12 protein-coding genes are annotated in these 14,307 nt (G+C 70.6%); 5 read left to right on the forward strand and 7 right to left on the reverse strand.

The window, feature by feature from the left end; translation table 11 throughout:
• Positions 1-116 precede the first annotated feature (116 nt).
• From ACQPYZ_RS32525 to ACQPYZ_RS32535, 3 genes are read left to right on the forward strand one after another with little or no spacing between them, the layout of a single operon-like run.
• Positions 117-1,127 carry a LacI family DNA-binding transcriptional regulator gene (locus ACQPYZ_RS32525; protein ID WP_433162795.1) on the forward strand — a complete coding sequence of 337 codons (1,011 nt, stop codon included), beginning with the start codon at positions 117-119 and terminating at the stop codon, positions 1,125-1,127.
• Complete coding sequence (locus ACQPYZ_RS32530; RefSeq protein WP_433162797.1) at positions 1,127-2,719, forward strand: FAD-dependent oxidoreductase; 1,593 nt, start codon at positions 1,127-1,129, stop codon at positions 2,717-2,719. Before ACQPYZ_RS32525 ends, ACQPYZ_RS32530 begins: the two co-directional genes overlap by 1 nt.
• A gap of 28 nt (positions 2,720-2,747) precedes the next feature.
• On the forward strand, positions 2,748-3,278 hold the full coding sequence (locus tag ACQPYZ_RS32535) for a dihydrofolate reductase family protein (protein ID WP_433162799.1): 531 nt from the start codon (positions 2,748-2,750) through the stop codon (positions 3,276-3,278).
• Positions 3,279-3,660: 382 nt separating this feature from the next.
• Here ACQPYZ_RS32535 and ACQPYZ_RS32540 read toward each other — a convergent pair whose 3' ends face one another.
• Both ACQPYZ_RS32540 and ACQPYZ_RS32545 read right to left on the reverse strand, forming a co-directional pair.
• Entirely contained in the window at positions 3,661-4,485 is an 825-nt protein-coding gene (locus ACQPYZ_RS32540; RefSeq protein WP_433162801.1) for a hypothetical protein, read from the reverse strand.
• Positions 4,482-4,688 carry a hypothetical protein gene (locus tag ACQPYZ_RS32545; RefSeq protein WP_433162802.1) on the reverse strand — a complete coding sequence of 69 codons (207 nt, stop codon included), beginning with the start codon at positions 4,686-4,688 and terminating at the stop codon, positions 4,482-4,484. The genes ACQPYZ_RS32540 and ACQPYZ_RS32545 overlap by 4 nt, the downstream gene beginning before the upstream one ends.
• A gap of 353 nt (positions 4,689-5,041) precedes the next feature.
• On the opposite strand from ACQPYZ_RS32545, the gene ACQPYZ_RS32550 reads away from it, so the two are divergent.
• Positions 5,042-7,153: a DUF222 domain-containing protein gene (locus tag ACQPYZ_RS32550; RefSeq protein ID WP_433162804.1), complete on the forward strand. Its 2,112-nt coding sequence runs from the start codon at positions 5,042-5,044 to the stop codon at positions 7,151-7,153.
• 421 nt (positions 7,154-7,574) lie between these two features.
• The gene (locus ACQPYZ_RS32555) at positions 7,575-8,090 is read left to right on the forward strand and encodes an AAA family ATPase (protein ID WP_433162805.1); all 516 of its coding nucleotides are present in this window, start codon (positions 7,575-7,577) and stop codon (positions 8,088-8,090) included.
• Positions 8,091-8,552: 462 nt separating this feature from the next.
• Here ACQPYZ_RS32555 and hemB read toward each other — a convergent pair whose 3' ends face one another.
• The 5 genes from hemB to ACQPYZ_RS32580 are packed head-to-tail and all read right to left on the reverse strand — an operon-like array spanning position 8,553 to position 14,202.
• Positions 8,553-9,530, reverse strand: a complete 978-nt coding sequence (gene hemB, locus ACQPYZ_RS32560; protein WP_433162807.1) for a porphobilinogen synthase — start codon at positions 9,528-9,530, stop codon at positions 8,553-8,555.
• 1 nt (position 9,531) lies between these two features.
• Entirely contained in the window at positions 9,532-11,259 is a 1,728-nt protein-coding gene (locus tag ACQPYZ_RS32565) for a uroporphyrinogen-III synthase (protein ID WP_433162808.1), read from the reverse strand.
• Positions 11,256-12,137, reverse strand: coding sequence for a hydroxymethylbilane synthase (hemC, locus tag ACQPYZ_RS32570; RefSeq protein ID WP_433162809.1), 882 nt, complete (start codon positions 12,135-12,137; stop codon positions 11,256-11,258). The genes ACQPYZ_RS32565 and hemC overlap by 4 nt, the downstream gene beginning before the upstream one ends.
• Positions 12,137-13,450 carry a glutamyl-tRNA reductase gene (locus ACQPYZ_RS32575; RefSeq protein ID WP_433162811.1) on the reverse strand — a complete coding sequence of 438 codons (1,314 nt, stop codon included), beginning with the start codon at positions 13,448-13,450 and terminating at the stop codon, positions 12,137-12,139. Before ACQPYZ_RS32575 ends, hemC begins: the two co-directional genes overlap by 1 nt.
• Positions 13,447-14,202 carry a redox-sensing transcriptional repressor Rex gene (locus tag ACQPYZ_RS32580; protein ID WP_433162812.1) on the reverse strand — a complete coding sequence of 252 codons (756 nt, stop codon included), beginning with the start codon at positions 14,200-14,202 and terminating at the stop codon, positions 13,447-13,449. The genes ACQPYZ_RS32575 and ACQPYZ_RS32580 overlap by 4 nt, the downstream gene beginning before the upstream one ends.
• Positions 14,203-14,307: the final 105 nt, after the last annotated feature.

The following is a 14,307-nucleotide window of genomic DNA, read 5'->3' on the forward strand; positions in this document are numbered from 1 at the left end:
CAGCGGGACCATCCGGACGAACCCTGCACGATCCCTGGTTGGCCGGGTTGGAGGCTGCTGGTCGATCGGCGTACGGTGGTGTTCGGCAATACGTATTACTACTGAAGGTTGATCGAATGCCGAGCGCCCGGCTCACGCAGCGCGATATCGCCCGGCTCGCGAAGGTGAGCCAGACGACCGTGTCGCTGGTGCTGAACAACCGCGCCGTGCGCGTACCTCCTGAGACCCGGGAGCGGGTGCTCGAGGTGATCCGGGAGACCGGCTACCAGGCCGACCCGCTCGCCCGCCGGATGGTCGAGCAGCGCAACCAGATCCTCGGCGTGTTCACCTACGAATCGGTGTTCCCGAGCTCGACCGGCGACTTCTACCACCCGTTCCTGGCCGGGATCGAGGACTGCGCCGAGCGTCTCGGCTGGGACCTGCTGCTGTTCACCAGCGCGCCGGTGACGTCCGGCCAGCGGCGCATCTTCCACGAGAACAACCGGCTCCGGATCGCCGACGGCTGCCTGCTCCTCGGCCGCCGGATCCCCGGTGACGAGCTGGCCCGGCTGATCGCCGAGGACTATCCGTTCGTCTCCGTCGGCCGGCGCGACGATGCCGGCGGCCCGGTTCCGTACGTCGGCGCCGACTACGGGTCGGCCACCTCGGCCCTGGTCGAGCGCGCCTTCGCGCTCGGCCACCGCCGGGTCGCGTACGTCGGTCCCGGTGCCGGCGCCGAGTCGTCCACGGATCGCCTGCGCGGCTTCCGTCGTACAGCGGGACGCCGGGCGCGGCACGTGCCGACCGACCGACCCGCGGCCGAGGTGCTCGGCACGCTGGTGGACGCGCGGATCACCGCGGTCTTCGTCGAGGAGCGGGCGGACGCGGTCGCGCTGGCCGACGCGGCCGCCGACCGCGGCGTCGACGTTCCCGGCGACCTGTCCGTGATCGCGCTCGGCGACGCGACCCGGCCGGCCACGACCGGCATCGAATTCAGCGGCTTCCACGTCCCCCGCCAGGAGATGGGCAGCCAGGCCACCGAATTGCTCGAGGCCATCCTGAGCGGCCGGGCCGAGGCAGGCACGCAACGGCTGCTGCCGTGCGAACTGACCGAAGGCACCACGTTGATCGCACCGAAGGGTACGTAATGCAGACAGACGTTCTGGTAGTTGGTGGCGGGCTCGGCGGTGTGGCCGCGGCTCTGTCGGCCGTGCGCGCCGGTCGCTCGGTCGTGCTGACCGACGAGTTCGACTGGCTCGGCGGACAGCTGACCAGCCAGGCCGTGCCCCCGGACGAGCACACCTGGGTCGAGCAGTTCGGCGTCACCGCGTCGTACCGCGCACTCCGCGAGGGGATCCGCGACTACTACCGGCGCCACTACCCGTTGACGTCCGCGTCACGGGCGGCTGTGCAGCTCAACCCGGGCGCCGGGTACGTGTCCAAGCTCTGCCACGAGCCGCGGGTCGCGCTGGCGGTGCTGGAGGGAATGCTCGCGCCGTACCGGTCGAGCGGGCGGTTGCGGGTGCTCCAGCCCTTCCGGCCGGTCGCCGCCGACACCGATGGCGATCGCGTCAGCGCGGTGACCGTGCGGCATCGCGACACCGACGAGCAGCTGACGATCACGGCGCCGTACATCCTGGACGCGACCGAGACCGGCGAGCTGCTGCCGCTGACCGGGACGGAGTACGTCACCGGCTTCGAGTCGCAGAGCGACACCGGCGAGCCGAGCGCGCCGGCCGAGGCGCAGCCGCTGAACATGCAGGCGGTCTCGTATTGCTTCGCCATTGATCACGTCGACGGCGACCTGGTCGGGGACGAGCCGGCGAACTACTCGTTCTGGCGCGACTACCAGCCGTCGTTCTGGGGTGATCGGCTGCTGTCCTGGACGGCGCCCGACCCGCGAACCCTGACCGCCTCCCCGCGGACCTTCACGCCGAACCCGGACGACGACCCGCTCGCGGTGGTCGCGGACCAGCGCCGGACCGGCGGCGACACAAACCTGTGGACGTTCCGCCGGATCGCGGCCCGCCGGCACTTCGAGCCGGGTGCGTACGCCAGCGACATCTGCCTGGTGAACTGGCCGATGATCGACTACTTCGAGGGCCCGGTGATCGACGTACCCGACGCGGACCAGCATCTGGCGGCGGCGAAGGAGCTGTCCCAGGCCGTCTTCTACTGGCTGCAGACCGAGGCGCCGCGACCCGACGGCGGCACCGGGTTTCCCGGGCTGCGGATGCGCGGCGACCTGCTCGGGACCGACGGTCTCGCCCAGGCGCCGTACATCCGCGAGTCGCGTCGCATCAAAGCGGAGTACACGGTCGTCGAGCAGGACCTGGCGGTCGCGGTCCGCGGCTCGAGCGGCGCGGTCGAGTACGACGACAGCGTCGGCGTCGGGATGTACCGGATCGACCTGCACCCGTCGACCGGCGGGGACAACTACATCGACGTGGCCAGCAGCCCGTTCCGGATCCCGCTCGGGGCGCTGATCCCGCGCCGGGTGGAGAACCTGCTGCCGGCGAACAAGAACCTCGGCACCACCCACATCACCAACGGCTGCTACCGGCTGCACCCGGTCGAGTGGAACATCGGCGAGGCCGCCGGACTGCTCGCGGCGTACTGCCTCGACCGCGGTGTCCGCCCGCGCGCGGTCCGCAACACGCCGGCGCTGCTCGGCGACTTCCAGTCCCGGCTGGTTGCCCAGGGCGTCGAGCTCACCTGGCCGGATGTCACCGGCTACTGACATCTTCCCGCTGTGGAAAACTGGTGGCGTGAGCTTCCATGCGGCTGTCTTCATCGCCACCAGTCTCGACGGCTACATCGCCCGCCCGGACGGGTCCATCGACTGGCTCACCTCGCGCGCCGAACAGGCCGGGGACACCGGGTACGACGAGTTCATGGCGTCCGTCGACACCGTCGTACTCGGCCGGAACACCTACGAGAAGGCACTCACCTTCGACTTCTGGCCGTACGAGGGCAAGCACGTCGAAGTCCTCAGTACGACGCTCGCCGCGGACGCCGACGAACGCATCCTCGTCCACCGCACGCTGGACGGCCTGGTCGAGACGCTGAACGACCGCGGCGCCAAACGCATCTACACCGACGGCGGCCGAGTCATCCAGACCTTCCTCCGAGCCGGCCTCCTGAACGAGCTCACCATCACCACCGCCCCCGTCCTCCTAGGCGCCGGCATCCCCCTCTTCGGCGACCTGGACACCGACATCCCCCTCACCCACAACGCCACCCGAACCCTCAAAGCCGGCTTCACCCAATCCGACTACACCATCCACCGCCCCACCTAACCACCTCCGCACCCAACGCGGGCCCGCCCTACACACACCGCCCCACAGACGGCGCTACACGGGACCAGACCTACCCACCCCGGCCCACAGACGCGCTCCACCGAGCCCGGCCCACACACGTCGGCGCAGGCGTCCTGCCGGGACCGGTCAACTGCACGCCGGCCCGCACGCGTCCTCCACGAGCCTGCCCCACCCCGACCCGCAGGCGTCCTGCCCGCGCCCGGCCGCAGCCCGCCAACAGACCGGCTCGCGCGGCCCGCCGTACTGGTGCTGAACGTCCGCCTTCGCACACCTCGCGCGCTGCGTGGACTGGCATGCTCTGCGTGCCTGACGGCTCGGCGGCCTCGCTTAACTGCGCCAGAGGCAGCCCTGGGGACGCGTGCTAGAGGTCGAGGGTCTTGCTCGGGTCGCGGCCTTCGGACCAGGCACGTCGTGGGTCCTCGGCGGTGGCACCCGCCTTGGTCTGCTCCGACGGCTGCGTCGGATTCGTCCCGGCACGAATCGCAGTCGCCAGCTCGTCACTGTCGTGCGCGATCCGCCGGGCATCCGGGGACGTGTTCTCGAAGCCTTCGCGCAGCTCACCAAGCCCACGGCGTGCGGTACCGACCGCGTACTCGGCCTCCGTGCCGGCTTCCTGGACGACCCGCGCGGTCCGGTCCTGGTCCTCGATCGCACCAGGTACGTTCAGCAGCGGCTCGAGGTTCTCCCGGGCAGCGGCCAGACGCTGGTTGGTCCGATCGGTCCCCTCCATCGCATCGTCCACCGCGCGACTGAGAGCCACCAGCCGCGTCCGCAGCTGATCATTCACCTCGGACCGCTGCCCAGGCATCGAGTCGAGCTCATCCATGAACTGCCGACCGGCCGCGAGGGAACGCGCCCCCTGCTCCAGGTGCTCACGGACCTCGGCGACGCCGCCCTGCCCGCGTCGCAGGCTCTCGCGGATCTCGTCGGCTGCGTACCGCGCGTTCCGCAGGATCGCCTCGGCGTCTTCCGTGTTCTCGGCGTCCCGCACCCGGTTGGCCATCCCCGCGACCGAGGCGATGTCGTCCTCGGCCCAGCGCAGCCGACGGTCCACCTGGTCGGTGAGCTCGGCAGCGCTCTCCAGCGACGCGCGCGCCGAGGTGACCGCGTTCACCGTCATCTCGGCCAGGTTGCCGGCATGCTCCCGGGCTTGCACCGCGGCTCGCTCGTCAGCCGGCGTACTCACCGACCCACCTCACCCTGACTGTCGCCCCGCACGCCACCCGCCGCGTTGCCCTGCACGCCGCCCGCCGAGTTCGTCTGCTCGCCGCCCGCGGCGAGGGCGTCGTCGGCCGCCAGCGCGTCCCTCAGACTCGTACCGACCGCCTGGATCTCCCTCCTCGCGGCCCGGAGATCCGCATCCGGCGCCTGCTCGTCCGGCAGTTCCACGCCCTCGCCCCGATCATCCTCTGGGGCCCCGTCCGATGGCAGTTCCGGCACGACGAAACCTCCTTCTCAGCAACAACAGTCGACGCACGACTGTATCCCGCCACAGGCCCACCCCCGGAGATTGCCGGGCAGCAGGGCTTCGCCGACAACCTCCAACGCCAACCTCCGCTTCATGCTACGCCCGCCGTACGGCGCCGTCCATTCGACTACTTGCCCGCAGCAACAACCCTGCAGTTGTGGATGACTTATCCACAGAACACGAAGCTGTGGACAACCTCACGTAGCCGATCCTCCTTGAAAATAAGGGATCTCGAGCTCGAAAACTGTCGGTGGGCATGTCTACAGTGATGGGCATGGAGATCCTCGGCGAACGGCCCGCCTGGTCGATGAGCGACAGCGAGAAGCTGTCGACCCTCGACGCGGTCCTCGCCGAGCAGGCCAGGCTGGCGACGTACAGGTTGCACCTCATCGCCGACCTCGAGCGCTCCGGCTACGCCAAGGAGCTAGGCGCCGGCGACACCGCCCGCCTCCTCTCCCAGCGCTACCGCATCGACACCGCCGAAGCCCGCCGCGACGTACGCGTCGCCACCAGCCTCGACCGACACCCAGCCACCAACGCCGCCCTCCCCGACCCCAGAACCCCTTTCGCGAATCCGGCCACCGCCCAACCCACCACTCCCGGCAACCCCGACGACGCCAACAACGCCGACGCGGCTGCCGGGCCACTGGGCAGCCTGGACACCGAAGACGCCGAGACTCTCAACAGCCCGGCCGCCAACGGGGCCGGCCTCGGTGGCCTCGATGCCGCCGGCTCCGGGCTGCGTGGAGGCTGGCGGGTTCATCCGGCTCATGCAGAAGCGATCATGTCGGTCCTGGACAAGGTCCCCGCGACGGTGTCGACCGAGAACCTCGAATTCGCCGAACGCCAACTGATCGACCTGGCCGCAACCCACACCCCGTCCGAGCTCCGCCGCGCCGGCCGGAAGATCCGCGACATCCTCGACCCCGACGGCCCCGAGCCGGACGAACAGAAGGCGTACGACCGCGAATCCCTCACCCTGAAAACCGCCGACCGAGGCCTCACGTTCCGCGGCTACCTGGCCAACGAGAACGCCGAACTCTTCCGCACCCTGATCCACGCCCACGCCAAGCCCCACAAGACAATCGACGGCGAGCTAGACCCACGCCCACGCGACAAACGCCAGGCGGACGCCCTAACCACCATCCTCACCACCGCCGCCAACCCAACCCCAACCCCCAACACCGCAGCTGGCAAGGCAGGGGACGGCCGGGCGGCGGACAATGCCGTCGGCACGCTGCTCGGCACCATCGAGCCTCGCCCAACCGCCGCAACGACCGCGCCCAGTCGTGGCGGCCACGAAGGTCACCGCGAACCTGAAGCCCACCGCGAGCGTCCAGGCCAGCGTGCAGACGACGGCGAGCGTGCACGCGATGCCGACGATGTGTACGACGGCGAGGAAGCGCGCGACAGTCTGCGCGACGGCCAGGCTGTGGGACACGAGAAGGGTCATGGGTACGTCGCTGGGTATGGGCCGAAGGCGCAGATCAGCGTGACCATCGACTTCGAATCCCTCAAGGCTGCGACCGCGAACGCAACCGGCGCCCTCGTGTTCGGGGATGACCTGTCCGCCGCGGTCGTACGCCGCCTGGCCTGCGACGCCGAGATCCTCCCCATCGTGCTCGGCTCCAAATCGCAGCCACTCGACGTCGGCACCAGCCAACGCCTCGTCACCCGCCCCATGCGACGCGCCTTGAACGCCCGCGACAAAGGCTGCGTCGTGTGCGGCGCACCACCGATCAAATGCGACGCCCACCACGTCGTGTCGTGGCTCGACGGTGGCATAACCGCCGTCAGCAACCTGGTGCTGCTCTGCCGGCGGCACCACAACGACCTGCACTCCGGCCACTGGCGGATCCGCATCGTCGACGGCGTCGTCCAGGTCACCCGCCCCACTTGGACGAATCCCACTCCAATCCCACAAGGCAGATACCGCCCACCCACCACCCCGATCCCCTCCTACCTTGCACCCACCTCACCGAAATCGCCCCCAGTCGACGCCCGCCCGAGCAGCGCGCACCCAGACAGCGTGCATCCGGTCGCCGAGTGCACAGGCAGCGTGCATCCAGTCGACGTACGCGGCGACGAGCGCCAAGGCAGCGCACGCCCAGTCGGCGTAGGCCCAGGTGACATGCGACCAACGGCTCATTTCGATCCCTGGGGAGAGACCGATGCGACAGACATCGCGCCCCAAACTGGCCCGCGGCAAGCAACGTCACCTACTCCCTGGCCGCGCCCGTCGAGCGCGCCAACAGGTCAGCCACCCGGCGGACACTTCCCGCGCCCGTCGGCCCCGACCAAGCCGTTCGACCCGTGGGGCGAACCACTGCCCGATGGCACGCCGACAACGAACAACACGGACCCGGCCGCAACCGCCTCCGCTTGACCACCACCCGCGCGTACCGCGACAGCCAACCTCAAAGCCGCCAGTCCCCACCGCGCTGACACGGAGCGAAACACTGCACCGAGACCCAGCCGCAACCGCTTGCGGTCCGCTGTCTCCGCGCGCACCGCGACAGCCGAACCTCGAATTCGTTGAACCCTGCCGCGCTGACACAGTGCCAAGACAGAGCATCGAGGCTCCTGCTGCACATCGAGCGAGTTGCCGGGAGCAACGATCACACGCCCAGAGTGGGCCAGATGGTCAGGGCCATCTCGCGGATGTTCGGCAGCGGTCCGGCAGTTTGGCCACACCGCCAATCGGCACGACGCCACGACGTGCGGCGAGGGCTCGGCAGGCCTCCATGGGTTGTGGAGTCTGGATAACTGCGTTGCCTTCGTGTCGGGTGGGCCGATTGGATGTGGGGATGGGATCGGGTGTCAGGGTGGTGCTGCTGTGTGGGACCGCGTTTTCTGGCAAGAGTACGGTCGCGCGAGCCTTGGCGCCGAGGTTGTCCGCGGGCGTTGTGAGTCTCGATGAGATCAACGAGCGCCGTGGATTGTGGGGTGGCGACGGGATTCCCGTCGAGGAGTGGGTCCGTACTCATGAGCTCGCGAGGGAAGAGGTCCGCGGGCTCCTCGGCTCAGGACGGTCCGTCGTCATCGACGACACCAGTTCCCTGCGAGCCCTCCGCGACGGCTGGCGCTCACTGGCCATCGGCGCCGGGGCCGAATTCATCCTGCTGTACGTCGACGTCGACCACGCGACCGTCCGCCGTCGCCGGGCCGACAATCAACTCGATCCGCGCCGACGCGATGTCACCGACGCCGTACTGAACCAACACCTCGCCGACTTCGAACCCCCAGAAGCCGACGAGAATTCCATCCGGATCAAGTCCGCCGAAGATCTGCAGCGCACCCGGTTGGCTGCCGAGTCACCCTGACGGGGCGGCGCCGCTGACATACAGGGCGAGGACCCCCGGACCGCCCGCTGCCACCCACGACGGGTGATCTCCGCTCGTGGATTCCTCGGCACGGATCGCGCGGGTTGAGCAGCGGCAGGCGCGCTCGCCGCGGCCGGCCACGCCCGGGCGGGCAGGACGGCGCCGCGGCGATGGGATGCGGCGGCGCCGAGCCGGCGACGGGTTGCGCGCGGACGGCAAGCCGGCGACGGGGTGCGCGCGGACGGCGAGTAGCGGATCGCCGGGGAGTGCGAGCCGCGGGTTGTGTTGGCACGTTGCGGGTGGCGCATGGCAGGTAGCGTTCCTCGCCGCGATGCCCACCCTGGCCAGCATGCCTAGCGCGCTTCACGAGGACTACGCCGCGCGGACACGATGGCAGGCGAGGGCCGGCCGGGTACACCTTTGGCGGGCTGGAGGGCCGGCCGGGCACACACCTTAGGCGGGCTATCTGAGGAGGTGGACTGCTTCGGTTGCCCAGTAGGTGAGGATGGTGTCGGCGCCGGCTCGGCGGATGGCGGTGAGGGTTTCGAGGATGGCGCGGTCGCGGTCGATCCAGCCGTTGGCGGCGGCGGCTTCGACCATGGCGTACTCGCCGGAGATGTTGTACGCGGCAACGGGTACGTCGACGTGGTCCCGGACCTGCCGGATGATGTCCAGGTAGGCGAGCGCCGGCTTCACCATCACGATGTCGGCGCCTTCGGCGATGTCCAGGTCGACCTCGCGCAGCGCCTCGCGGGCGTTGGCGGGGTCCTGCTGGTACGTCTTCCGGTCGCCTTGCAGCGACGAGTCGACGGCCTCGCGGAACGGGCCGAAGAAGGCCGACGCGTACTTGACGGCGTACGCCAGGATGACGGTGTCCTGGAAGCCGGCCGCGTCGAGCGCCGTACGCACCGCCCCGACCTGGCCGTCCATCATCCCGGACGGGCCGACGACATGCGCGCCGGCGGTGGCCTGGGCGACGCCCATCTCGGCGTAGAGCTTCAGGGTCGCGTCGTTGTCCACGCGGCCGGCGGAGTCGAGTACGCCGCAGTGCCCGTGCGAGGTGAACTCGTCCAGGCAGAGGTCCGACATGACCAGCAGCGCGTCACCGGCCTCGGCGACCGCGTCCCGGATCGCGACGTTCAGGATCCCGTCCGGATCGATTCCGCCCGACCCGACCTCGTCCTTGGACGACGGTACGCCGAACAGCATGACGCCACCGAGTCCGAGCTGAGCCGCCTCGGCGACCGCCTTCCGGGCGGTGTCCCGGGTGTGCTGGTACACGCCCGGCATGGACCGGATCGCGATCGGCTCGCGGGCGTCCTCCCGGATGAACATCGGCAGGATCAGCTGCCGCGGTTCGAGCGTGGTCTCCGCGACCAGTCTGCGCACCGCCGCCGACGACCTCAGCCGCCGCGGCCTCACTTCCGGGAATCCAGGCATGTCAGCTCTTCCGACGAGAACCCGAGCGCCGCTCGGACGGACGGGTGACCGGCTCCCCGGCCTCGACCATGGTGTCACGCCGGTCCGCACCGAACCGGGCCAGGGCGTCGGCGAGCTCCTCGGCGGACGGCGACTCGGCCATTGCGTCGACCCGCAGGCCGTGCTCCTCGGCGGTCTTCAGGGTGGCCGGGCCGATGACCGCGATCACCGTGGACGCGTGCGGCTTGCCGGCGATGCCGACCAGGTTGCGCACGGTCGAGGACGAGGTGAACACGACCGCGTCGAACTTGCCCGACTTGATCGCCTCGCGGGTCGGCGCGGGCGGCGGGGCGGCCCGCACGGTCCGGTACGCCGTCACGTCGTCGACCTCCCAGCCGAGATCGGTCAGCCCGGCGACCAGGGTCTCGGTGGCGATGTCGGCCCGCGGCAGGAACACCCGGTTGATCGGGTCCAGCACCTCGTCGAACGGCGGCCAGTCCTCGACCAGCCCGGCGGCCGACTGCTCACCGGACGGGACCAGGTCCGGGCGGATGCCCCAGGCACCGATCGCCTCGGCGGTCTTGTCGCCGACCGCGGCGATCTTCAGCCCGGAGAACGCCCGCGCGTCCAGGCCGTACTCGTCGAACTTCTCCCGGACCGCCTTGACCGCGTTGACCGAGGTGAACGCGACCCACTCGTACCGGCCCTCGACCAGGCCGCGGATCGCCTTGTCCATCTGCTGCGGGTTGCGCGGCGGCTCGACCGAGATGGTCGGGACCTCTTCCGGCATCGCGCCGTACCGCCGCAACCGGTCCATCAACGGGCCCGCCTGGTCCTTGGTCCGCGGGACCAGGATCCGCCAGCCGAACAGCGGCTTGGTCTCGAACCAGGACAGCGCCTCGCGCTGCTCGACCACGGCGCCGACCACGACCACGGGCTCGCCGGTGACCTTGGCCGCGCGCAGGTCGGCAACGATCGTCTCCAGTGTGCCGACCACGCTGGTTTGCGAGGTCGTCGTACCGCCGACCGTCGCGGCCACCGGCGTACCGGCGTCGAAGCCGGCCTCGACCAGGGCTGCGACCGTCTCCTTCAGGACCTCGGCCGCGTTCAGCAGCACCAGGGTCTGCTTCGGGTGCAGCCGGGTCAGGTCGAGCTTGGCCTCGGCCAGGTCGAGGACGGTGACCTCGCGGTCGCCCTTCATCGTCAGCGGGATCCCCGCGTACGTCGGGACCGCGCTGACCTCGCTGACACCGGGGACGATGTTGAAGCCGATGCCCGCCTTCCGGCACGCGGCCGCCTCCTCGGCACCGCTGGAGAAGGTGAACGGGTCACCGGTCAGCAGGCGGACGACGTTCGCCGCGGACTTGGCCGTCTTCACCACCAGCCGGGCCCGGGCGGCGACCCGCAGCGCCCGGCTGCCCTCGGCGCCGCTGCCGTCGATCACCTCGACGCCCGGCTTGCAGTACGCCAGGAACGCGTCGTGCTCGGGGCCCTCGACGACGACGGCGTCGGCGTTCGCCAGGACGTCGCGGCCGGCCAGCGTCAGCAGGGCGGGGTCGCCCGGCCCGACACCGACGAACGTGACGTGGCCGAGTGGTCTGGTCTGCTTGACCGTGCTGGTGGCGGCCGCCTTGGCCGGCACGTTCTGAGGTGCCGCGGTGGCCGCTGTCTTCGCGCTGCTCACGTCTGCCTTCGCCCTCGTCCTCGTCCTGCTCGTCTTCTTGGCCGTCGTGCCCTGTGCCGGTGTCATGTCTGCTCCAGCAACTCGTTCGCCAGCGCCTTGCCGAGTGCCACCGGGTCGTCCACCGGCCCGTTGGCCGACAGCCGTCGTACGCCGTCCTCCTGGCCGAGCGCTCCCCGTAGCCAAAGCTCCGGCCCGTCCTCACCTTCGACCACCTCGGCGAGCGCACCGACCGGAGCCGTGCATCCCGCCTCGAGCGTCGCCAGCATCTGCCGCTCCGCCGTCACCGCTGCCCGGGTGGCCGGGTCCTCCAGTGGTGCCAGCGCGGCCAGTACCGCGGTGTCCTCCGCCCGGCACTCGATGCCCAGGGCACCTTGTCCGGGAGCCGGCAGGACCTGGATCGGATCCAGGGTCTCGGTCACCTCGGCGAGCCGTCCCAACCTGGACAACCCTGCCCTTGCCAGCACCACCGCGTCCAATTTGCCCTCGGCCACCAGGCCGATCCGGGTGTCCACGTTGCCGCGGATCCCGGTGCACTCCAGGCCGAGGCCGAGCGCGTCCAGCTGGGCGACCCGGCGGGGTGAGCCGGTGCCGACCAGGGCGCCGCGCTGCAGCTCGCCGAGGGTCAGCCCGTCCCGGGCGACCAGTACGTCTCGCGGGTCCTCGCGCACCGGGACGGCGCCGATGGACAGCCCGTCGACCGGCGCGGTCGGCAGGTCCTTGAGCGAGTGCACGGCGATGTCGATCTCGTTGGCCAGCAGGGCGTCGCGCAGCGCGCTGACGAAGACGCCGGTGCCGCCGATCTGCTCCAGCGGCGCGCGGTTGACGTCGCCGGTGGTGACGATCGGGACGAGCTCGACGTCGTGGCCCAGGGCCCGCAACCGGTCGGCCACCCAGGTCGCCTGCGCGGTCGCCAGGGCGGACCGCCGCGTACCGAGCCTGATCATCAGCGGTCACCTCCGGTCGCGTCGGCGCGGGTTTTGCTGGTCTCTTCCGGTGTCTTCGCGGCCGTGACCGCGTCCACCGTGGCCGGATCGAGCGCGAACAGCTCGCGCAGGGCGTCGGCGTACGTCGGCCCGCCGGGGTCGGCCGCCAACTCCTTCACCCGCACGGTCGGCGTGTGCAGCACCTTGTCGACCACGCGACGGATGGTCCGGGCCACCTCGTGGCGCTGGGTGTCGTCCAGGCCGGGAAGCTTCCGGTCCAGCCGGGCCAGCTCGGCCTCGACCAGCTCGGTCGCCATCGCCCGCAGCGCGACCACGGTCGGCGCGACCGACGCGGCCCGGCGGGTGGCCTCGAACGACCCGGTCTCCTCCGCGACGATCCGGCGTACCTCGTCGATGTCGTCCTCACTGCCGCCCGCCGTGCCGGCGAGGTCGGCCAGCGTGACCAGGGTGACGCCGGGGATGCGCGCCGCCTCGGGCGCGACGTCCCGCGGCAGGGCGACGTCGAGTACGCCGATCGGCCGCCCGTCGGACGCGTTCCGGATCATCTCCTCGGTCAGTACGACGCCGCGCGCGCCGGTGCACGAGACGACCAGGTCCGCCTCGGCCAGCGCATCCGGAACGGCCGCGAGCTGGATCGCCGACCCGCCGACCCGCTCGGCCAGCGCGACCGCGCGGTCGTAGTTGCGGTTGGCGATGGTCACGCTCTTCGCGCCGCCGTTCAGCAGCGTCTGCGCGGCCAGCGACGCCATCGAGCCGGCGCCGACGATCAGCGCGCGGCGGCCCTCGAAGCCACCCACCGCGTCGAGGCCGGCCGAGACGACCGACCGTCCGGCGGAGTCGATGCCGGTCTCCGCGCGGGCGCGCTTGCCGACCCGCAACGCGTGCTGGAAGACGGCGTTCAGACCGGTGCCGACGGTCTCCAGGTCCTGGCCGACGCGCAGCGACTCCTTCACCTGGCCGAGGATCTGGCTCTCGCCGACGACCATCGAGTCCAGCCCGACCGAGACCTGGAACAGGTGCGCGACCGCACCTTCCTCGAAGTGCACGTAGAGGTGCTCGGCCAGGTCCAGCAGCGGTACGCCGGTGATGTCGGACAGGATCGCGGTGACCTCGTCCATGCCCGCGTGGAACCGGTCGACGGACGCGTAGACCTCGGTCCGGTTGCAGGTGGCGAGCACCGCGGACTCCGAGACGGCCGGGGTGTGCTTGACGGCCAGGGCCAGCTTGGTCGCCGCGTCCGCGTCGAGCGCCACCCGCTCGAGGACGTTGATGTCGGCGGAGCGGTGGCTGATCCCGACGACCAGATAGCTCATGCGCCGACACCTCCCCCGACGCTCGGCAGATCGGTGAGACCGTTCATCGCTGGTAGTTCGGGCACCGGGGGGAGCGCCGCCTCTCCGGACTTTCGTTGTTCGTGGTACGCCAGGATCTGCAACTCGATCGAGAGGTCCACCTTGCGGATGTCGACGCCGTCGGGCACGGACAGCACCACCGGCGCGAAGTTCAGGATGCTGGTCACCCCGGCCGCGACCAGCCGGTCGCACACCTCCTGCGCCGGGCCGGCGGGGGTGGTGATGACACCGATCGAGACCCGGTCGGCCTTGACGATGTCCTCGATCTCGGCGAAGTCGCGGACCTCCATGTCACCGATCCGCTCGCCGATCAGGTTCGGGTCGGCGTCCAGCAGCGCGACGATCCGGAACCCGCGGGTGCCGAAGCCGGAGTAGTTCGCCAGCGCGTGGCCCAGGTTTCCGATCCCGACGATGACCACGGCCCAGTCCTGGGTGACGCCGATCTCGCGGGCGATCTGGTAGCGCAGGTACTCGACGTCGTAGCCGACGCCGCGGGTGCCGTAGGAGCCCAGGTAGGACAGGTCCTTGCGGAGCTTGGCCGAGTTCACCCCGGCGGCGGTCGCCAGGTCCTCGCTGGACGCGGTGGCGATCCCGTTGTCCGACAGCGCGGTCAGCGCCCGCAGGTACACCGGCAAGCGCGCGACAGTCGCCTCGGGAATGCCGCGTTCGGTTCTCGTCGGCGGGCCGGGGCGACGGCTGCTGGCACGCGTCACAATTCTCCTGGGAACGGTTCTCCACGGCCGCGGTCTTGACGGCCGGCGGCTCTTCTTACTCTAGGAGCTTGTGAACGTGAGAACAAAATCGGCGGCGGCCGAGGT

The organism is Kribbella sp. CA-247076, assembly GCF_050942445.1.
GTDB lineage: Bacteria > Actinomycetota > Actinomycetes > Propionibacteriales > Kribbellaceae > Kribbella.